Genomic DNA, 20124 nt, shown 5'->3' with positions numbered 1-20124 from the left:
CCCCCCCCCCCCCCCCCCCGCTCCGCGCCTGCTCTGTGTCACGTTTCTCCGTGGCAACGCCGGACGAGGGGGCTCGATGCCCCCGAGGGCGGCAGCCCTCAAATGGTGGAAGCGGGCGGCAGCCCTCAAATGGTGGAAGCGGGCGGCAGCCCTCAAGGATCAGCGGCGGGCGGCACCCCTCAGGCTGAGTGGGTCGGGCGGCCTTCTGCTGCCGAAGTGTCGAAGGCCCTCAGACGCCAGAGGTCATGCGCCCTCCCTCCGCTACCATGCCCCCCCGGCGAAAGCGCGCGCAAGTTCCGGCGCAGGTGCTGGCGCAAGTTCCGGCGCACGGGGCCCACCCAAGGCGCCCCTCAAAGCCGCACCCACCAGCCGCCCCCTCACCCCTTCAGATGTTGCCGCGCCAGCATCGCCGCCTCGACCCGGTTCCGCACCTGCAGCTTCTGCAGGATCGAGGTCATGTAGTGCTTCACGGTCTTTTCCTGCAGGTCCAAAGCCTCGCCCACCTCGCGGTTCGACTTGCCCTGGGCCACCAGCTTGAGGATATCCTCCTCGCGCTTGGACAGGTCATCCAAAGGGTTCTCGGGCTTTTCCACCGGGCGGCGCATGGCGACCAAAAGCCGCCCCGCCAGCCCCGGCGAGACATAGGACCGCCCCGCCGCCAATTCCCGCACCAGATAGGCCAGCTCTTCGGCGCCCACCCCTTTCAGGATATAGCCCAAGGCGCCCAGTTTCAGCGCCTGCATCAGGTCCTCATCCGCCTCTGACGCCGTCAGCATCGCCACCTTGGGCGGACTGTCCTGCGCCATGATCCGCGCAAGCGCGCCGATCCCGCCCCCCTTGGGCATCGAGACATCCAGAAGCACCACATCCGGCCGCAGCTCGGCCACCATGGCGGCCACCTCTTCGCCATCGCGGGCCGCCCCCACAACCTCGATATCGGCCTCCTCGCCCAGGCTCATCACCAGACCCTGGCGATAGATCGGATGGTCGTCGGCCAAAACCAGCCGGATGATATCGGTCATTCCACGCTCCGCAAATCCAGAACCATGCGCAATTCCGCGCCCTGCCGCCCGTCAACCCGTGCCGTCAGCGCCAATTCCCCGCCCAAGCTTTCCACGCGCCCGGCCAGCCCCGCAAGCCCCAGACCGTAAAGATCCTCGCCCAGGTCCTGCGCCAGCCCCGGACCTGCGTCAAGCACCTGCGCCACCAGCGCGCCATCGGTCTCGACCACCCGCACCTCCTGGCCCAAAGCCCCGGCATGGCGGAAGCCGTTGGTCAGCCCCTCTTGCACCAGCCGCCCCAAACAGATCTTGACCGCAAGGGGCAGTTCCCGCGTCAGGGACAGGGTCAAGGCCACCTCATGCCCGGTGCGCGCCGCATGGGCATCGACCAGGCCGCGGATCACCTCGCCCATGTCGCGCTTTTCGATCTCGGGCAGGGATACCCCGCGTGAGATGTTGCGGATCTCGGTGATCGCCTCGCGGATCGCCTTTTGGATGCCGTCGATCTCGATCTGACCCCGCGCATCGGCGCCCTTGCGCAGACTGTCCAACCGCAGCGCGGCAAAGCCCATCAGCTGCGCCGGCCCGTCATGCAGATCCGCCCCGATCTGGCGCAAGGCCTGATCGTTCAGCGCGCTGAACCGCCCCGCCGCGCCCTGCACCTTGATGCGCAGGCTGACATTGCGGCTGGCCATCTCGGCCAGGGCCTCCAGCTGGCGTTCGATGATCCGGCTGCCGCGCAGGACGATGGCGAACAGCGTGCCAAAGATTGCCGCCATCACCATCAGCACCGCCATCCAGGACGACATCCGCGCCTTGGTCAAGTCGGCCTGCAACCCGGTGGCGACCTCGTAGAACTCGGCCACCGCGATGATCCGCCCCGAGCCCCTTTCGCGGATCGGCGTATAGACCTGCAGCAAGGGCAGGCCCAGGGCGCGTTCGCGGGCGTTCTCTGCGTCGTCCAGCTGGTCAAAGCTGGCCACGACCTCGCCCGCCCAGGCCGCGACCACGTCATGTTCGTCGGGAAAGCTTTGGCCGATGACAGCCGGGTCGGTCGCGGCCACAACCCTTTGCGCCCCATCCCAAAGCTTAAAGCTGATGACCCTTTTGCCCAGGCTCGTGTCCGACAAAAGCCCCGCAATAGCCGCCTCGGCGCCGGGCGTCAGCCGCGATGCATGGGCCATGTCCTGCGCCAAAGGCTCGATGAAGCTTTCCATATACAGGGCGGTCGTGTTGGCAGCATTGCGCACCACGACCCCCTCGATCCGCCCCGAGACCCAAAGCCCCACGACCGCGGTGGCCAGGGCCATGACCAACCCGCCGCCCAGGGCGAATTGCCCGGCCAGCGACAGGTCGGACCACCAGTTGCGCGTGTCTTCGGTCAGGCTCATGGCCCGACCCTAGCCGCCAAAGACAAAGGCCGCCAGCCCCGCAGCCACAGCGCCGCCCAGGGTGGCCGCCACGACCGACCGCGCCCAGGCCCAGACCGCCAGCACCCCCAGCACCCCCGCCGCGCCATGGACCAAGCCCGGCCCGCCCTCGCGGATCACCGGCAGCATCTCGGCCACGAACAGCGTGGCAATCGCCGCCGGACCGGTCGAGGCCAGAAACCGCGCCACCCAGCCCCGCGTCCCCATGCCGCCAAGGTCCAGCCGAATCGGCAGATACCGCCACAGATACGTCAGCCCCCCGGCGATCAGGCACAGGAACAGAACCTCACTTCGCATCCTGACCCCTCCGCATCAGACTGGGGCTCATCACGCCCAGAACCGCCCCGCTGATCATGCCGGCAAACAGCCCCACCGTCCCCGAAACCGCCCAGGTCCCCGCCACCGTGGCCAGCCCCGCCACAAGGATCACCGGCACCTGAGCCCCCGACAGGATCGACAGCAAAAGCGCCAGGAACAGCCCCGGCAACATGAAATCCAACCCCGCCGCCAGGGCTGGGAACCCGTCCAGCGCCCCGCCCCCCGCCCAGGCCCCGGCCGCCGTCCCCGCCACCCAGGCGCCATAGGCGGCAAAGCCCAGGGCGCCCATGAAGCCCTCGGAAAACCGCTGCCCCCGCGCCAAGGCGCCCAGCGCCGCGCCAAAAACCTCATCGGTCAGGGCGAAGGACCAGGCCCAGGCAAAGCGCCGCGACCCGCCCGCCCCTTTGTCCATGGCTCCGGCCTTTTGCAACACGACCGGCCCATACAGCAAATGCCGCAGGTTCATCGCCGCCAGCGTCAGCCCCGCCAAGATCACCGGCGTGCCGCTCGCCACCAGCGCAATCGCCAGAAACTGCGCCGCCCCGGCAAAGACGATGACCGACAGGGCCATGGCCTCCCACCCCGTCATCCCGCTGCGCGTCGCCGCCACCCCGAAGGAGAAGGCGATGGGAAAGTAACCCAACATCAGCGGCACGGCCTCGGCCAGTCCCGCCCTGATCCCCGATCGCTCCATCCCGCCCCCTTTCATACTGACCTAAATACTCTCTTGCGCCGCCCGGCAAACCACGACCGCTTTCATACCAAGTATCGGGCGGCAGGTCCCAGAGGGTACAAAACCCTCCAGCCCCCGGATATACAGTATGCAATCGTATTCCCCCCTCTTGCCAAATCCGACCCTTCATGGCTAGATTGCGACCGTCAGGTTCGGGAGAATCCGCAGCAATGCGGTGCCGAAGGAGCAACCGCCCCGGTAAACTCTCAGGCGCAAGGACCGTTTCTGGCACGAAAACTCTGGAGAGTGGCGCTTGCGCCCGCCGAAGGGATAACGATCTCAGGCGCCCGAACCATTTCTCAAGAATGGGGGGCAAGGACAGAGGGGGCATCGAAGGGCAGGGATTGGTCTGTCCGCTCGGTGCCGGAGGCATGCCCCCGGCCAAGAAGGAGGGCGTCTTGCAAGATGACCTGTTGAAACTGGGGCTGGATGGCCTGCATCGCGCATGGGGCGGCCGCATGGTGCCCTTCGCAGGCTATGACATGCCGGTGCAATATGCGGATGGCGTGCTGAAAGAGCATCTCGCGACCCGCGCAGGCGCTGGCCTGTTTGATGTCAGCCATATGGGCCAGGTGATCCTGCGCCCCAAGACCTCGCTGGCCGAACTCTGCTTGGCCTTTGAATCCCTCGTGCCCGCCGATGTGCTGGACCTGGGTGTCGGCCGCCAGCGCTATGGGCTTTTCACCGATGCCAAGGGCGGCATCCTGGATGACCTGATGTTCGCCAACCGCGGCGATCACCTGTTCGTCGTCGTCAACGCCGCCTGCAAGGCCGCCGACATCGCCCATATGAAAGCCCATCTTTCTGCTGTGGCCGAGGTCCTGCCGCAAGACCGCGCGCTTCTGGCGCTGCAAGGCCCCGGCGCCGAGGCGATCCTTGACACAATGGCCCCCGGGGCCGCCAAGCTGCGGTTCATGGATGTGGCTTACCTGGATTGGGACGGTGTCGAACTTTGGGTCTCGCGGTCAGGCTATACCGGCGAGGATGGCTATGAAATCTCGCTGCCCCAGGCCCGGGCCGAGGCCTTTGCCCGCGCCCTGGTCACGGCTGGCGCGCAGCCCATCGGCCTTGGCGCGCGGGACTCTTTGCGGCTGGAGGCCGGGCTTTGCCTTTACGGCCATGACATCGACCGCACGACCTCGCCGATCGAGGCCGCCTTGTCCTGGGCCATCCCGAAATCCCGCCGCAAGGGGGGCGAGCGTGAAGGCGGCTTTCCCGGCGCCGAACGCATCCTGCGCGAGATCGAGCTTGGCCCCGAAAGGCTGCGCGTCGGTCTGGCCCCCGAAGGCCGTGCCCCGATGCGCGAGGGGGTCGAGCTGTTCCAGGGCTCTGATCCGGTCGGGCGCATCACCTCCGGCGGCTTTGGCCCCTCGGTCGCAGCCCCCATCGCCATGGGCTATGTCCCCCTGGCGCTGTCCAAACCCGGCACGCGGCTAGAGGCGGAACTGCGCGGCAAACGCCTGCCCGTCACCGTGACGACACTTCCCTTCCACCCCACCACCTATAAACGTTGAGGCTTGCGATGAAATTTACCGAAGAACACGAATGGCTTCGCGCCGAGGGCGATGATGTGGTCGTGGTGGGCATCACCGCCCATGCCGCCACCCAACTGGGCGATGTGGTTTTCGTCGAACTCCCCGAGATCGAGACCATGGTGGCCGCAGGCGACGAGGCGGTGGTGATCGAAAGCGTCAAGGCGGCCTCGGATATCCTGGCGCCTGTCGATGGCGAGATCATCGCGGTCAATACCAAGCTGGTGGACAATCCGGGCCTGGTGAACGAGGACCCGCTTCAGGCCTGGTTCTTCAAGATCCGGGTCGATGACCTGGCGGTGATCGACGAGTTCATGGACGAAGACGAATACGCTGACCTGATCGGGTAAGGGGGCGCTGCCCCCGAGGCCCTTTGGGCCTCTCCCCCGGAGATATTTGCATCAGTATGAAAGCGGCAGGGTCCGCTAACGGAGAAGTCATGTCTTTCACGCCCATCGACTATAACCCCTATGACTTTGCGAACCGTCGTCATATCGGCCCCTCGCCCGAGGAGATGGCCGCGATGCTACAGGCGGTCGGTGCGGCCAGTTTGGAGGCGCTGATCGACGAGACGGTGCCGGGCTCGATCCGGCAGGCGATCCCCCTGGGCTGGGCGCCCTTGTCCGAACAGGGGCTTTTGGCGCGGATGCGTCAGGTGGCGGCGCGCAACAGGGTGATGACCTCGTTGATCGGGCAGGGCTATCACGGGACGGTGACGCCGCCCGCGATCCAACGCAATATCCTGGAGAACCCGGCCTGGTATACCGCCTATACGCCCTATCAGCCCGAAATCGCCCAAGGCCGGCTTGAGGCCTTGTTGAACTATCAGACCATGGTGGCCGATCTGACGGGCATGGATGTGGCCAATGCCAGCCTGCTGGACGAGGCGACGGCGGCGGCCGAGGCGATGACCATGGCCGAGCGCTGCGCCAAGTCCAAGGCGCGGGCGTTTTTCGTGGCCGAGGATTGCCATCCCCAGACCATCGGCGTCGTGCGCACCCGGGCCGAGCCTTTGGGGATCAAGGTCATCGTGGGGGCGGCGGCGGATCTGGACCCTGCGGCGGTCTTTGGCGCGCTTTTCCAGTATCCCGGGACCTATGGCCATGTCCGCGATCTGTCCGAGGATATTGCCCGCCTGCATGACGCGGGCGCGATTGCCTGCGTGGCGACGGATTTGCTGGCGCTGACCCTGTTGAAAGAGCCGGGCGCGATGGGGGCGGATATCGCTTTGGGGTCCTCGCAGAGGTTCGGCGTGCCGATGGGCTATGGCGGGCCTCATGCGGCGTTTTTCGCCTGCAAGGACGCGCTAAAGCGGCAGATGCCGGGGCGGATCGTCGGCGTCTCCATCGACAGCCGCGGCAACAAGGCCTACCGGCTGGCGCTGCAGACCCGCGAGCAACATATCCGGCGCGAAAAGGCGACCTCCAACGTCTGCACCGCGCAGGCTTTGCTGGCCGTCATGGCCTCGATGTATGCGGTGTTCCATGGGCCAAAGGGGCTGCGCGCGATTGGCGAGCGGGTGCATTTCCTGACCAACCGGCTGTATCGGGCTTTGGGGGCGGCGGGGGCCAAGGTGTCACCCAAGGCGTTTTATGACACGATCACGGTCGAGGTTGGGGTGGGTCAGGCGGGCATCCTGGCCGCCGCCCGGGCCGAGGGGTTGAACTTCCGCAAGATCGGTGCCGACCGCGTGGGGATCACGCTGGACGAGACGACGGATGAACAGGTCCTGATCCGGGTCCTGCGCGCCTTTGGCATCGAGGGCGTCCCGCCGCATCGCGCCGAGCTGTCCTTCCCGGAAAGCCTGCTGCGGGAAAGCGCGTTCCTGACCCATCCGGTCTTTCACATGAACCGGGCGGAATCCGAGATGATGCGCTATATGCGCCGGCTTTCCGACCGTGACCTGGCCCTGGACCGCGCGATGATCCCCTTGGGGTCCTGCACGATGAAGCTGAACGCGGCGGCGGAAATGGCCGCGATCACCTGGCCCGAGTTCGCCAATATCCACCCCTTTGTCCCGGTCGATCAGGCGGCAGGCTATCACGAGGTCTTTGCCGACCTGACCGACAAGCTGTGCGAAATCACCGGATATGAGGCCTTTTCGATGCAGCCCAATTCCGGCGCGCAGGGGGAATATGCCGGGCTGATGACGATCATCGGCTATCACAAGGCGCGCGGGGATCATCAGCGCACCCTGTGCCTGATCCCGACCTCGGCCCATGGCACCAACCCGGCTTCGGCGCAGATGGCGGGGATGGGGGTGGTGGTCGTGAAGACCGCGCCGAATGGCGACGTCGACCTTGACGACTTCCGGGCCAAGGCGGCGGAGGCGGGGAACCGGCTGGCCGCCTGCATGATCACCTATCCCTCGACGCATGGGGTCTTTGAGGAAACCGTGCGCGAGATCTGCAAGATCACCCATGACCATGGCGGCCAGGTCTATCTGGACGGGGCAAACATGAACGCCCTGGTGGGCCTGGTGAAGCCGGGAGAGGTGGGCTCGGATGTCAGCCACCTGAACCTGCACAAGACCTTTGCGATCCCGCATGGCGGTGGCGGCCCGGGCATGGGGCCGATTGGCGTCAAGGCGCATCTGGCGCCCTATCTGCCGGGGCATGGGCATACCGGCGGTCCCGCAGGCGTAGGCCTGCAAAACTCACCCGCAGGCGTAGGCCTGCAAAACTCAAGTGCCGGCCCCGTGTCGGCGGCGCCTTGGGGTTCGGCAAGCATCCTGCTGATCTCCTGGGCCTATTGCCTGATGATGGGGGGGCAGGGCCTGACCCAGGCGACCCGCGTGGCGATCCTCTCGGCCAACTACATCGCGGCCCGGCTGGGCGGCAGCTATCCGGTGCTTTTCATGGGCAACAAGGGACGGGTGGCGCATGAATGTATCCTGGACACGCGGCCCTTTGCGGCTTGCGGCGTGACCGTGGACGATATCGCCAAACGCCTGATCGACAACGGCTTTCACGCGCCGACAATGAGCTGGCCCGTGGCGGGGACGCTGATGGTGGAGCCGACCGAATCCGAGACCAAGGCCGAGATCGACCGCTTTATCACCGCGCTTCTGGCGATCCGCGAGGAAATCCGCGCGGTGGAAAACGGCGAGATCACGGCCGAGAACAGTCCCCTCCGCCACGCCCCCCACACGGTCGAGGATCTGGTGGCCGACTGGACGCGGCACTATCCCCGCGAGCAGGGTTGCTTCCCCCCCGGCGCCTTCCGCGTCGACAAATACTGGCCCCCCGTGGGCCGCGTCGACAACGTCTGGGGAGATCGCAACCTGCAATGCATCTGCCCACCCGTGGAGGATTACGCCCAGGCGGCAGAGTAGCGCGCCGGGAAGCGGGGGCTGCCGCCCCCGCACCCCCGCTTCAAGGGGGCCACGGCCCCCTTGAAAATCCCCGTGAGTATTTGGATCAGTATGAAAGAGGGCGCCACCGGCATGGGGCGCCCTCTTTCATACTGATCCAAATATTCCCGCCGGAGGCACGTCCGAGCCGGTTGGCCGCAGGCCAGAGGCGAGAAAATAACCTTGCGCCGCAGGCGCTCCGTTTACTTGCGGACCGTTTGCAGCAAGGGCATGACATCGGCCATTTCGGGGCCTGCGTCGCGGCCCGTCAGCGCGCGGCGCAAGGGGCGGAAGAGGCCCTTGCCCTTGCGGCCCGTGGCCTCCTTGACCGCCGCCGTCCACTGGCCCCAGGTGTCCTTCGTCCAGGGCTGGGCCGGCAGCATCGCAAGCGCTTGGGCCACGAAATCGCGGTCCTCTTCGTCCACCAGGGGCTCGGCGCCGTCGCGGAACAGGGTCCACCACGCGGCCAGATCGGCCATCACGGTGATGTTCTCACGCGCGACATTCCAGAAATCCTCGGCGATGGCATCGGGCACGCCCAGCGCCGCGACCTGAGCCTTGACCTGCGCGTAAGGCCGGGCCCCAAGGATCGCGCGGGTCAGGGGGAAGAGGTCCTCGCTATCCAGCTTGGTCGGCGCCGCGCCAAAGCTTTCGACGTCGAAACCCGCGATCAGCTCTTCCACCGAACCGGCCACTTCCACGGGCTTCGACGACCCCAGCCGCGCCATCAGGGACAGCAGAGCCATCGGCTCTACCCCGCGCTCGCGCAGGTCACGCAGCGCAAGGACGCCCAGGCGTTTGGACAGTTCCTCGCCCTGCGGCCCGGTCAACAGCGAATGGTGCGCAAAGGCCGGAGGCGTGCCGCCCATCGCCTGCATGATCTGGATCTGCGTCGCGGTATTGGTCACGTGATCGGCGCCGCGGACGATATTCGTGACCCCCATGTCAATGTCATCCACCGAAGAGGCAAAGGTATACAGGATCTGCCCATCCGCCCGGATCAAGACCGGGTCCGACACCGAAGCCGCGTCGATCGAGATATCGCCCAGGATGCCATCCGGCCATTCGATGCGGTTCTGTTCCAGCAGGAAACGCCAATAGCCTTGACGCCCCTCGGCGCGCATGGCCTCGCGCTCGGCCTCGGTCAGCCGATAGGACGACCGATCATAGACCGGTGGGCGGCCCATGTTCAGCTGTTTTTTCCGTTTCAGGTCCAGTTCCACCGGCGTCTCGAAACACTCATAGAACCGCCCCGCCGCCTTCAGCCCCTCTGCCGCCTCGCGGTAGCGGTCAAAGCGCAGCGACTGCTGTTCGATGCGGTCCCAATGCAGGCCCAGCCACTCCAGGTCCTGCTTCAGGCCGTCGATGTATTCCTGCTTTGACCGCTCTTGGTCCGTGTCGTCCAGCCGCAGGATGAAGGTGCCGCCGGTCTTGCGGGCGATCAGGTAATTCATCAAGGCGGTGCGCAGGTTGCCCACATGGATGTAACCGGTGGGCGAGGGGGCAAAGCGGGTGACAGTCGGACGGGTCATCATGAACTCCAGATTTCCGCTTTCCCTGTCACTTCCCAAGCGATTTGTCCAGCAAAAGGCCTTGCGGGACCGGGGCGCACCCCCCATCCTTGGCCGATGTTGACCCCATCCGACGCCCTTGCCCCCGATGGGGCGCTGATCCTCTCCTTGGCCGAGGCCGCGCGCCAAGCCCTGCCCGAGGCCTTTCGCATTGCCGCCACCGAAGTCCGTCTGGTGATCGCCGATTTCGCCGAGCCCGAAATCCTTGAGGCGCTGCAGATCGAGGACCCCTATGATCTGACCGGGCTTTACGACGGCATCCCCCTGACCGAAAAGCGCCTGTCAGAGCCCGATCCGCGGCCGGACCAGATCTTCTTGTATCGCCGTCCGATCCTGGAAGAATGGATCGACCGCGGGAATGTCTCTTTGGGGGAATTGGTGTCCCATGTTCTGGTCCACGAATTGGCCCATCATTTCGGCTGGTCCGATGACGATATCGCCGCCATCGACCCCTGGTGGGAATAGAGCGCGTGGATGAGCCCCCTTCCCCCACCCCCTGTTCACGGTTAAACCTGCGGGCATGACCTATTGCATGCGGATTTCTGCCGGACTTCTCTTGTGGGGTGCCCTCGCCTCTGCTGCCTTTGCCGGCCCGGTGGCCGATCAGGCCGCCGCCATCGAGGGCAAATTGGCCGAGGGCGATGGCGCGGCGGCGGTGTCGCTGGCCCAGGACCTGCTGGCCGGGGTCTGGGCCCAGGCGCTGGAGATGTCGTTCACCCAGGCCCTGCTGGTCGAAACAGAGGCCACGGGATACGGCGTCTATAACCCCCGCGCGACCAATGTCTTCAAACAGGGCGAGCCGGTCTTGATTTACTGCGAGCCGGTGGGTTTCGACTATGGCAATCCCGGCGAGGGGCTTTGGTCGGTCAATTTCTTCATCGACCTGCAGGTGCTGGATTCGGGCGGAAACCAATTGGCCAACCTGCCCGAGGTGACGCAATACAACACCACCTCGCGGCATCTGAACCGCGAAATTCCGGCCAATATCACCTATACTTTGCAGGGTATCAAACCGGGGCGCTATACTTTGGTGACAACCCTGCGCGACAAGAACAGCCAGAAATCCGGGTCCTTCCAGACCGCCATCGAAATCGCGGAGTAGCCGATGCCCAATCCCGCCCAGCAAACTCCGGTCGTGACGCTGACGCTGAACCCGGCGCTGGACATGTCCTCGGATGTGCCGGCGCTGATCCCGGATCAAAAGCTGCGCTGTTCGGACCCTTTGCTGGACCCGGGCGGCGGTGGGCTGAATGTCAGCCGGGCGATCAGTGCCCTGGGCGGGGAAAGCCTGGCGCTGGTGGCCCTGGGCGGGTTGACCGGCGACCGGCTGGCCGGCCTGATCCGGAATGAGGGCGTGCCCTTCCTGGCCCTGACCGCCCCCGGCGAGACGCGGCAAAGCCTGACCGTGACCGAGACGACCACCGGGCGGCAATACCGCTTCATGCTGCCGGGGCCGAAATGGTCGGACGAGGATCAGACGCGGGTCTTCACCCTGCTGCGCGCCTCGGCCCGCCCGGGGGCTTTTGGCGTGATCTCGGGCAGCCAGCCGCCCGGCGTGCCGGTGGACTTTCCGGCACGTCTGGCGCGGGCCATGCCGGGGCTGAACGTGGTGCTGGACACTTCCGGCCCCGCCCTGGTCGAGGCGGTCAGCAACCCGATCCCCGGCCTTGCGATCCTGCGGATGGATGGCGACGAGGCCGAGAGCCTGGCCGGTCGCCCCCTTGCCACCCGCTCGGACTCCGCCGATTTCGCCGCGGGTCTGGTCAAGGCGGGGGTGGCGCGGACGGTGATCGTGGCACGCGGGGCCGATGGGTCGGTGCTGGTGGATAACGACCGCCGCATCTTTGCCAAGGCGGCCAAGGTCAAGGTCAGGTCGACGGTGGGGGCGGGTGACAGCTTTGTGGCAGGCCTCGTGCTGACGCTGGCGCGTGGCGAGGGGCCCGAAGCCGCGCTGGCCATGGGCACGGCTGCAGCCTCGGCCGCGGTAACGACGGATGCCACGCAGCTTTGCCGGGCTGAAGACGTGCTGCGGCTTTTGCCGGAATGTGTGATCTCTCAGGTCTAGGCCCCACCGCGCAGGTCTGGGCCCCACCCGCGCAGGGGGGCGCTGCCCCCCTCACCCCCCGGAATATTTGGATCAATGTGAAAGACGAAGAAGGGCCCAACCGCGCCCCCGACCTCTAACCACGCCCCGCTGGCGCAACATCGCGCAAGATGCACTTGCCCGGGCCTTTGTCTTTCACATTGGCCCAAATACTCCCGCCGGAGGCCCTTCGCCCGAGCCGGTTGGCCGCAGGCCAGAGGCGAGATGAAAATCTTGCGCGCTTTGCGCGCTCCGCCTAGTTCTCAGCAGGCGCCTCGGGTGGGGCGATCAGGATGCCCGCGCGCCATTGGCCTTCTGACACATCGCCGTTCTTGTAGACCAGCTTGCCCTGGCCCTCGCGCACGCCGTTGACGAAATCGCCCTCATAGACCTCGCCGCCCGGATAGGTCGCCACGCCGCGGCCCCGGATCTCGCCCGTGACCCAGTCGCCGACATAGACAAAGCCATCCGCCATGATCAGCTTGCCCTTGCCCTGGCGCAGCCCCTTGGCAAAGCCGCCCTGATAGACCGTGCCGTCAGGATAGGTCGCGATGCCAAAGCCCTCGCGCTCGGCCGCCTTCCATTGGCCCTGATAGGTCTGGCCATCGGCCCAGGCCATGCGGCCGATCCCCTCGGGTTGGCCCGCCTTGAAAACGCCCTCATAGACCGCGCCGCCAACATAGGCCGCCCGACCCTTGCCCTCGATTGCGCCCTTGACCCAGGCGCCCTCATAGGAACTGCCATCCTTGCGGGTGATCTTGCCCAGGCCCTCGGGCAGGCCCGCCACAAAGGCCCCGTCATAGACCGAGCCATCGGCATAGGTCATCACGCCGCGCCCCTGCATCACGCCGGCAACCCAAGCCCCGCGATAGGTCTTGCCATCGCCCGAGACCCAGATCCCCTGGCCCTCGCGCAAGCCCGCCTTGAAGCCGCCCTCATAGGACCCGCCCGCCTTCCAGACGACCTTGCCCTGACCCTCGCGCTGGTCGGTCTTGAAGGCGCCCTCGTAGATGTCGCCATTGGCCTGGACCATGCGGCCCTGGCCATTCACCTGGCCCGCCGTCCAGTCGCCCTCATAGACCGTGCCATCCTTGGCCGTCAGCTTGCCCTTGCCCTCGGGCAGATCGGCACGGAAGGCGCCATCATAGACCGAGCCATCGGCATAGGTCAGCTTGCCCGCGCCCTCTTTCTTGCCCGCGACCCAGGCGCCTTCAAAGACCGCGCCGCCGGGTTCGGTGAGCTTGCCCTGGCCCTCGCGCTGGCCGCCCAGAAAGCCGCCCTCATAGACCGCGCCATCCGCCCCGGTCCAAACCCCGGTCCCGGTGATCGCCCCCGCCACCCAGTCGCCCTGATAGCTGCCACCCTCGGCCCAGGCGATCTTGCCGCGCCCGTCGGGCACCCCCGCCGCAAAAGAGCCCTCATAGATCGAGCCGTCGGGGAATTGCGCCCGGCCCTCGCCCTTGATCTCTCCGGCGACCCATTGTCCGGTGTATTCGAATCCATCGGGCATCTTGTAAGTGCCCGTCCCGTCCAGCTTGCCGTCCTTCAGCGTGCCTTCGTAAACCGCGCCATTGTCGAATTGCTTGGTCACGACCTCTTGCGCCATGGCGGATGCGACACCGCCCGCAATAAGGGCCGCCGTCACCCCAAGGACCATCCATTTCGACATCGCAAACTCCCTTGCCAAGCGCGCCCCGACCCTAGCCGCCCGGAGGCCCCGCTGACAAGCTGATCCCGGGCTCCTCCTTGGGCGCAACCCGGGGCACCACCCCTTTTCCCCGGCCCCGAACCTGCTAGAACCATGGCACCGCAGGAGCCCGCCATGACCCATTTCCGCCTGACGCTTGCCCAAGAAAACCCCATCCTGGGCGACCTGGATGGCAATGCCGCCCGCGCCCGCGCCGCCTGGGAGGCGGGCAAGCAGGCCGGCGCCCATATGGTCTGTCTGACAGAGATGTTCATCACCGGCTATCAGACCCAGGACCTGATCCTGAAACCGGCTTTCGTCGCGGCGGCATTGGATCGGATCGCGGCGCTCGCCCTGGCCTGCGCCGAGGGTCCCGCGCTGGGGCTCGGCGGGCCCGCCGTCAAAGAAGGCAAGCTTTACAACGCCTTCCACATCCTGCAGGGCGGGGTTGTGACCTCGGTCCTGAAGCATGAACTGCCCAACAACGGCGTTTTTGACGAAAAGCGCCTGTTCACCCCGGCCGATATCTCTGGCCCCGTCGTCGTGGGCCCCGTGCGCCTGGGCGTGCCGATCTGCGAGGATGCCTGGCACGCCGATGTGGCCGAAACGCTGGCCGAGACCGGGGCCGAGATCCTGTTCGTCCCCAATGGCTCGCCCTATCACCGCGGCAAGGTGGATGTGCGGATGGGGCTGATGGTGTCCCGCGTGGTCGAAACCGGCTTGCCGCTTGTGTATCTGAACATGGTGGGCGGCCAGGATGATCAGGTCTTTGACGGGGCCAGTTTCGTGCTGAACCCCGGTGGAGAGCTTGTGGCCTCGCTGCCGCAGTTCCAGACCGCGCTGGCCCATGTCGACTTCGACCTTGGCCCGGACGGCTGGCGGGCGCGGCCCACGGCTCTGGCGGTCTGGCCCGAGGCGCATGAGGCCGATTATCACGCCATGGTCCTGTCCTTGAAGGATTATTGCCGCAAGACCGGGTTTGCCAAGGTGATCCTGGGCCTGTCGGGCGGTGTGGACTCTGCCCTGGTCGCCGCCATCGCCGCCGATGCTCTGGGGCCTTCGAACGTCCATTGCGTCATGCTGCCGTCGCGCTTTACCTCGGCCCATTCGCTAGAGGATGCCGCAGGCGTGGCCCGCGCCTTGGGGACGCGGCTGGACACGGTGCCGATCAGCGGCCCGCAAGAGGCCGTGGGCGAGGCTCTGGCGCCCCTGTTTGCCGGCACTGAGCCCGGCATCACCGAAGAGAACATCCAAAGCCGCCTGCGCGGTCTTCTGCTGATGGCGCTGTCGAACAAGACCGGCGCGATGCTTTTGACCACCGGCAACAAGTCGGAAATGGCGGTGGGCTATTGCACGATCTATGGCGATATGAACGGCGGGTATAACCCGCTGAAGGACCTGTATAAAACCCGGGTCTTCGACGCCTGCCGCTGGCGGAACGCGAACCACCGGGATTGGATGGCGGGGCCTGCGGGGGTCGTGATCCCGCCGCGCGTGATCGAAAAGCCGCCCTCAGCCGAGTTGCGCGACAACCAGAAGGACGAGGACTCGCTTCCCCCCTACCCCGTGCTGGACGCGATCCTGGAGGGGCTGGTGGAAAACGAACTCTCCGTGGCCGAGATCGTATCGCAGGGCTTCGATGAGGCCATTGTGAAGCGCATCGAACACCTGCTTTACATCAGCGAATACAAACGCTTCCAATCCGCCCCGGGGGTCAAGCTGACGAAGAAAGCCTTCTGGCTGGACCGGCGCTATCCCATCGCGAACCGCTGGAGGGACCGCTGAGCGGCAGCCCCAAGGTCGCGTTTCGGCAGAACAGGGCCACGGCGCTGCTTTCCGTCCTGTTGTGGACGGCCTTCGGCGTGCTTTGTGTCGTGGCGCAGATCAATATGGGGCCAAGCCCCGCGCTTTGGGAAGGCCCCGCGCGCGACGCGCTCTTTCCGGTGGCCGCTCCGATTTGCCAGCTGCTGATGATCGTCTCGGTGATCCCGATTGTGTTTCGCCTGCAGCGCAACCCGGTGCTGCTGCGGATCAGCGCGGGGGGGCTGGAGGTCTGGCTGCTTGGCCTGATCCCTTGGGAGGACGTCGGCAGGGCCCAGGTCATCCAGGTGCGACAAGGCCGGTTCAACCGCGACTGCCTGCGCATCGAGCTGCACAACCTGACCCGCTACAAGACGCGGATGGATTTCTGGAGCCAGCTGCTTGGCGACCAGAATTTGAACAGGGGCGGGCTGCTGTATCGGTCCAGGGTCCTGGATGCGCCCCTGGCCGAGGTCATGGCCGCGCTTGAAGCCCACCGCCCACAGGAGACCCCATGAGCCTCCCGCTCTACGCCCTGGCCGCCCTGGCCGAGATCGCAGGCTGCTTTGCCGTCTGGTCATGGTGGCGCGGCGCAAGCGCGCTGTGGCTGATCCCCGGAGCGGCAGCGCTTGCGGTCTTCGCCTTTGCCCTGGCCCTGACCCCACCTTCCCATGCCGGGAAAAGCTATGCGGCCTATGGCGGGGTCTATATCGCGGCCTCTCTGGTCTGGCTCTGGCTGGTGGAAGGCGCGGTACCGACGGCAAGGGACCTGATCGGCGCCGGGCTGGCCCTGCTGGGCGCGCTGGTGATCCTCAGCCAGGCCTGAAGGGGGCCCCGCCGACTGCCCCCGCCCGACTGCCCTGCCCAACTGCCCTGCCGCGTCCGGACCTCCACCGTCGCCCCGCCGACTGCATTTGCGTTCAGGTGACCCGGGGGGCTTCTTCCGGCTCTCAGTCGGCAGGGCGACGGGGGGCGGCGCAGAGCGCGGGCGCAGTCGGCAGGACCCGCCCATGGCAAAGGGCCCCGCCCAAGGCGGAGCCCTTTGCCATGGTCAAGACTTCAGACGGCGACTTGCACACCCAGGTGCTTGGCGACGGTGAAGATATCTTTGTCGCCGCGGCCACACATGTTCATCACGATGATATGGTCGCGCGGCAGCGTCGGCGCGATCTTCATCACATGGGCGAGGGCATGGGACGGCTCCAGCGCCGGGATGATCCCCTCCAACCGGCAGCACAGCTGAAAGGCCTCCAGCGCCTCCTTGTCGGTGATCGACACATATTGCGCCCGGCCAATGTCGTGAAGCCAGGAATGTTCCGGCCCGATCCCGGGGTAATCCAGACCGGCCGAGATCGAGAAGCCCTCCAGGATCTGCCCGTCATTGTCCTGCAACAGATAGGTCCGGTTGCCATGCAGCACGCCCGGACGGCCACCGGTCAGACTGGCGCAATGCTCCATCCGGTCGTCCACACCCTTGCCGCCGGCCTCGACCCCGATGATGTTCACCGACGCATCGTCCAGGAAGGGATAGAACAGCCCCATGGCATTGGACCCGCCGCCAATGGCCGCCACAAGCGTATCGGGCAAGCGCCCCTCGCCCTCTTGCTCGGCCAGCTGCCAGCGCACCTCTTTGCCGATGATCGACTGAAAGTCGCGGACCATGGCCGGATAGGGATGCGGACCCGCCACCGTGCCGATGCAATAAAAGGTGTCGCGCACATTCGTCACCCAGTCGCGCAGGGCGTCGTTCATCGCATCCTTCAGCGTGCCACGGCCCGATGTCACCGGAATGACCTCGGCCCCCAAAAGCCGCATCCGAAACACGTTGGGCGCCTGACGTTCCACATCATGCGCGCCCATATAGACCACGCATTGCAGCCCGAACTTGGCGCAGACCGTGGCCGTGGCCACGCCATGCTGGCCCGCGCCCGTCTCGGCGATGATCCGCGTCTTGCCCATGCGCCGCGCCAGGATGATCTGGCCCAGCACGTTGTTGATTTTGTGCGCGCCGGTGTGGTTCAGCTCGTCGCGCTTCATATAGACCTTGGCGCCGCCCAGATGCTCGGTCAGACGGGGGGCGAAATACAGGGGCGAGGGGCGACCCACGTAATGCTTCCACAGGTCCTCCATCTCGGCCCAGAAGGTCGGATCGGTCTTGGCGAAGTTATAGCGCTCTTCCAGGTCCAGGATCAGCGGCATCAGGGTTTCCGACACGAAACGCCCGCCGAACATGCCAAAGCGGCCCTGCTCGTCCGGTCCCGTCATAAAGCTGTTCAACCCGTCCTCGGCCATGTCGCTCTCCCTGTGCTTTGAGCCATACCTAGCGCCATGGGGCTGCGGTGGAAAGGGGGCGCTGCCCCCCGCTTCGCTCCCCCCGGAGATATTTGGGCCAGTATGAAAGTGAAAGCGCGCGCGTTTTCATACTGACACAAATATCCCCGCCGGAGGCCACGCCCGAGCCGGTTGGGCGGCACGCCCAGAGGCGAGAAAAAAGCAATGCGCGCAGCGCTCAATTTGGCAAGGGCTGCGACGGAAACGCGGGCGGGCGGCGTAGGACGGATGACCGGCCCAGCAGAGGCCGGGGTTTTCAAAGGTCGGGACATGCTCAGCTTCTTCAACCGTTATGCCACACCCTTCATCACCGGGTTCTTCGTGATTTCGCTCGTCACCGGGGTCGCGCTGTTCTTCCACTTTGGCCCCACGGCCTTCCGTGAGATGCATGAGATCCTCAGCCTTGTGCTGATCCTGCCCTTTGCCTTCCACATCTGGAAGAACTGGCGGCCCATGGTGTCCTATTTCAAACATGCGCCCATGGTCGTGGCCCTGGGGCTTTCGATCCTGGCCTGCGTGCCGTTTTTCCTGGAGACCGGGACCGACACGCGCTCCGGTCCGCCGGCTTTCGCCTTCGTCACCCAGGCCATGACCCATTCGGCAGACGAGATCGCGCCCCTGCTTGACATGACCGGCGACGAGATCCGCACCAAGCTGACCGCCTCGGGCTATGTCTTTGCCGCCCCCGACCAGCCTTTGTCCGAAGTGGCGGCGGCCAAGGGGGCCGATGCCAACACGCTCTTTGGCGCGTTGTTCACCCCGGCATCCTGAAGGCGACCTTGGGCTTGGGTGCGGCGGCCTCGGCCGACCGCACGAAGGCCGCGATGCGCCCGGGGTCCTTTTGGCCGGGCGCGCTTTCCACGCCCGAGGCCACGTCGACCTGGGTGGCGCCGGTCAGGCGGATCGCCTCGGCCACGTTGTCGGGCGTCAGGCCGCCGGCCAGCATCCAGGGCCGCAGCCAGCGGCGCCCGGCAATCAGGCGCCAGTCAAAGGCCACGCCATTGCCGCCCGGCAGGACCGCGCCCTTCGGCGCCTTGGCGTCGATCAGCAGCTGATCGGCCACGACGGAATGATCGAAGATCGCGGCCAGGTCGCTTTCATCAGCCACGCCCAGCACCTTCATCACCGGCAGGCCATAGCGGGCGCGGACCTCTGCCACACGGTCCGGGGTCTCGTGGCCATGCAGCTGCAGCATGTCCAGCGGCACGGTTTCCACCAGAGCGTCCAGCATCTCATCCAAGGCATCGACCACAAGGGCCACCTTGGCCAGACCCACCGGCGCGGCAAGCGCCAGGTCGCGCGCTTGGCCCGGGGTCACATAGCGCGGCGATTTCGGGAAAAAGTTGAACCCGGCATAGGCCGCCCCCGCCTGAGCCACCGCCTGAACATCGGCCAGCGTCCGCAGGCCGCAGATCTTGACCCGGATCATTTGCGCGGCTTTTGCAACAGCGCCAGAACGTCATCCTGCGGCAAGGAGGTCTGGTCCTTCATCGCGGCCAACTCCCGCTCCAGCTTGGTGACAGCGCGGGTCTGCACGCGGGCCACCTTGCGGTGCTTGTGTTCGCGCAGCCACTCCCAGACAAAGCCGATGACGATCCCCATCACCGCGCCAAAGCCCAGCACGACGAAAACCGGCACCTCGGCCCGGGCCTGCCAGCCCAAAAGCATGGCCAGGTCCTCGGGCAAAAGCGTGATCCCAACCGGGCCGCGATTGGCCAGGGCCACGGTCAGGAAAGCCAAAAGCAGGGCCCCAAGGACCAGGTAGCGCAAAATCCGCATGAGACACCTCCTGGGGCCACTATCCCCGCGGGCGTCGCAGGGTCAAGCTTTGCCGTTCAGACGGTCACGCAGAAGTTTGCCGGTCTTGAAGAAGGGGACCTTCTTGTCGTCGACCTGCACGGCCTCGCCGGTGCGCGGGTTGCGGCCCACGCGGGCATCCCGCGCCTTGACCGAAAAAGCACCAAAGCCGCGCAGCTCGACCCGGTTGCCCTGCGCCAAAGCCTCGATGATCTCGTCAAAGACGGTGTTCACGATTTTCTCGACGTGCTTTTGCGTCAAATGCGGATTTTCGTCAGCGATCTTCTGGATCAGCTCCGAACGGATCATCAATTACCCCCCGTCGTGGTCGCCCTTGCCGTGTGCCCGGCCTTGGTTGCGCCAAATGTTAACTTCTGGTGGACTGTAGCGAGAAATTTACCGCTGACAAAGGTTTTCGCAGCGAAGCCCCCGCAACCAAACAAAAAGGCCCCGCCAAATGGCAGGGCCTTTCCGATTGTTTCCGGCAAA

At 66.0% G+C, this 20124-nt stretch carries 20 protein-coding genes and 1 riboswitch; of the genes, 10 read left to right on the top strand and 10 right to left on the bottom strand.

Annotated features, from left to right (window positions below):
- Window positions 1-377: 377 nt before the first annotated feature.
- The 4 genes from NX862_RS06795 to NX862_RS06780 are packed head-to-tail and all read right to left on the bottom strand — an operon-like array spanning window position 378 to window position 3443.
- Window positions 378-1022 carry a response regulator gene (locus NX862_RS06795; protein ID WP_264493128.1) on the bottom strand — a complete coding sequence of 215 codons (645 nt, stop codon included), beginning with the start codon at window positions 1020-1022 and terminating at the stop codon, window positions 378-380.
- A complete protein-coding gene (locus tag NX862_RS06790; RefSeq protein ID WP_264493127.1) occupies window positions 1019-2392 on the bottom strand; it encodes a sensor histidine kinase in 1374 nt (457 codons plus the stop codon). Before NX862_RS06790 ends, NX862_RS06795 begins: the two co-directional genes overlap by 4 nt.
- 9 nt (window positions 2393-2401) lie before the next feature.
- Window positions 2402-2728: an AzlD domain-containing protein gene (locus tag NX862_RS06785; RefSeq protein ID WP_264493126.1), complete on the bottom strand. Its 327-nt coding sequence runs from the start codon at window positions 2726-2728 to the stop codon at window positions 2402-2404.
- Window positions 2718-3443: an AzlC family ABC transporter permease gene (locus NX862_RS06780; protein WP_264493125.1), complete on the bottom strand. Its 726-nt coding sequence runs from the start codon at window positions 3441-3443 to the stop codon at window positions 2718-2720. Before NX862_RS06780 ends, NX862_RS06785 begins: the two co-directional genes overlap by 11 nt.
- Before the next feature lie 182 nt (window positions 3444-3625).
- A riboswitch (glycine riboswitch) is annotated at window positions 3626-3714 on the top strand.
- A 166-nt stretch (window positions 3715-3880) separates the two neighbouring features.
- On the opposite strand from NX862_RS06780, the gene gcvT reads away from it, so the two are divergent.
- The 3 genes from gcvT (at window position 3881) to gcvP (ending at window position 8348) form a co-directional block, all read left to right on the top strand.
- Complete coding sequence (gene gcvT / locus NX862_RS06775) at window positions 3881-4996, top strand: glycine cleavage system aminomethyltransferase GcvT (protein ID WP_264493124.1); 1116 nt, start codon at window positions 3881-3883, stop codon at window positions 4994-4996.
- A gap of 8 nt (window positions 4997-5004) precedes the next feature.
- Complete coding sequence (gene gcvH, locus NX862_RS06770) at window positions 5005-5364, top strand: glycine cleavage system protein GcvH (RefSeq protein ID WP_264493123.1); 360 nt, start codon at window positions 5005-5007, stop codon at window positions 5362-5364.
- A gap of 89 nt (window positions 5365-5453) precedes the next feature.
- On the top strand, window positions 5454-8348 hold the full coding sequence (gene gcvP / locus NX862_RS06765) for an aminomethyl-transferring glycine dehydrogenase (RefSeq protein WP_264493122.1): 2895 nt from the start codon (window positions 5454-5456) through the stop codon (window positions 8346-8348).
- Between the two features lie 221 nt (window positions 8349-8569).
- Here gcvP and gltX read toward each other — a convergent pair whose 3' ends face one another.
- A complete protein-coding gene (gene gltX / locus NX862_RS06760) occupies window positions 8570-9898 on the bottom strand; it encodes a glutamate--tRNA ligase (protein ID WP_264493121.1) in 1329 nt (442 codons plus the stop codon).
- 96 nt (window positions 9899-9994) lie between these two features.
- Between gltX and NX862_RS06755 the strand changes: the two genes are divergently transcribed.
- Genes NX862_RS06755 through NX862_RS06745 form a run of 3 tightly spaced genes read left to right on the top strand, consistent with a single transcriptional unit; the run spans window position 9995 to window position 12002 of the window.
- Window positions 9995-10402, top strand: a complete 408-nt coding sequence (locus NX862_RS06755; protein ID WP_264493120.1) for a metallopeptidase family protein — start codon at window positions 9995-9997, stop codon at window positions 10400-10402.
- A 55-nt stretch (window positions 10403-10457) separates the two neighbouring features.
- Window positions 10458-11039 (top strand): hypothetical protein, encoded by a 582-nt coding sequence (locus NX862_RS06750; RefSeq protein ID WP_264493119.1) that lies wholly within the window; start codon window positions 10458-10460, stop codon window positions 11037-11039.
- A gap of 3 nt (window positions 11040-11042) precedes the next feature.
- A complete protein-coding gene (locus NX862_RS06745; protein ID WP_264493118.1) occupies window positions 11043-12002 on the top strand; it encodes a 1-phosphofructokinase family hexose kinase in 960 nt (319 codons plus the stop codon).
- A 274-nt stretch (window positions 12003-12276) separates the two neighbouring features.
- Here the strand turns inward: NX862_RS06745 and NX862_RS06740 are convergent, their stop codons facing one another.
- Window positions 12277-13689 (bottom strand): MORN repeat-containing protein, encoded by a 1413-nt coding sequence (locus tag NX862_RS06740; protein ID WP_264493117.1) that lies wholly within the window; start codon window positions 13687-13689, stop codon window positions 12277-12279.
- Window positions 13690-13842: 153 nt separating this feature from the next.
- Between NX862_RS06740 and NX862_RS06735 the strand changes: the two genes are divergently transcribed.
- The 3 genes from NX862_RS06735 to NX862_RS06725 are packed head-to-tail and all read left to right on the top strand — an operon-like array spanning window position 13843 to window position 16333.
- Window positions 13843-15492, top strand: a complete 1650-nt coding sequence (locus NX862_RS06735) for an NAD+ synthase (RefSeq protein WP_264493116.1) — start codon at window positions 13843-13845, stop codon at window positions 15490-15492.
- A gap of 59 nt (window positions 15493-15551) precedes the next feature.
- Window positions 15552-16025: a hypothetical protein gene (locus NX862_RS06730; protein WP_264493115.1), complete on the top strand. Its 474-nt coding sequence runs from the start codon at window positions 15552-15554 to the stop codon at window positions 16023-16025.
- Window positions 16022-16333, top strand: coding sequence for a YnfA family protein (locus tag NX862_RS06725; protein WP_264493114.1), 312 nt, complete (start codon window positions 16022-16024; stop codon window positions 16331-16333). Before NX862_RS06730 ends, NX862_RS06725 begins: the two co-directional genes overlap by 4 nt.
- A gap of 233 nt (window positions 16334-16566) precedes the next feature.
- Here the strand turns inward: NX862_RS06725 and trpB are convergent, their stop codons facing one another.
- Window positions 16567-17799, bottom strand: coding sequence for a tryptophan synthase subunit beta (gene trpB, locus NX862_RS06720; RefSeq protein ID WP_264493113.1), 1233 nt, complete (start codon window positions 17797-17799; stop codon window positions 16567-16569).
- Window positions 17800-18108: 309 nt separating this feature from the next.
- Between trpB and NX862_RS06715 the strand changes: the two genes are divergently transcribed.
- Window positions 18109-18609, top strand: coding sequence for a DUF4405 domain-containing protein (locus NX862_RS06715; protein WP_264493112.1), 501 nt, complete (start codon window positions 18109-18111; stop codon window positions 18607-18609).
- On the opposite strand, the gene NX862_RS06710 is transcribed toward NX862_RS06715, so the two are convergent.
- Genes NX862_RS06710 through ihfB form a run of 3 tightly spaced genes read right to left on the bottom strand, consistent with a single transcriptional unit; the run spans window position 18593 to window position 19944 of the window.
- On the bottom strand, window positions 18593-19267 hold the full coding sequence (locus tag NX862_RS06710; RefSeq protein WP_264493111.1) for a phosphoribosylanthranilate isomerase: 675 nt from the start codon (window positions 19265-19267) through the stop codon (window positions 18593-18595). The two genes, NX862_RS06715 and NX862_RS06710, sit on opposite strands and share 17 nt — an antisense overlap.
- On the bottom strand, window positions 19264-19617 hold the full coding sequence (locus NX862_RS06705) for a LapA family protein (protein WP_264493110.1): 354 nt from the start codon (window positions 19615-19617) through the stop codon (window positions 19264-19266). Before NX862_RS06705 ends, NX862_RS06710 begins: the two co-directional genes overlap by 4 nt.
- Before the next feature lie 42 nt (window positions 19618-19659).
- Complete coding sequence (gene ihfB / locus NX862_RS06700) at window positions 19660-19944, bottom strand: integration host factor subunit beta (RefSeq protein WP_264493109.1); 285 nt, start codon at window positions 19942-19944, stop codon at window positions 19660-19662.
- Between the last annotated feature and the right edge of the window lie 180 nt (window positions 19945-20124).

Source organism: Stagnihabitans lacustris (genome assembly GCF_025950525.1).
In the GTDB taxonomy this organism is placed as follows: domain Bacteria; phylum Pseudomonadota; class Alphaproteobacteria; order Rhodobacterales; family Rhodobacteraceae; genus Stagnihabitans.
Note: the sequence above shows the minus strand (reverse complement) of the source record. Positions and strands in the feature narration are given on the sequence as shown.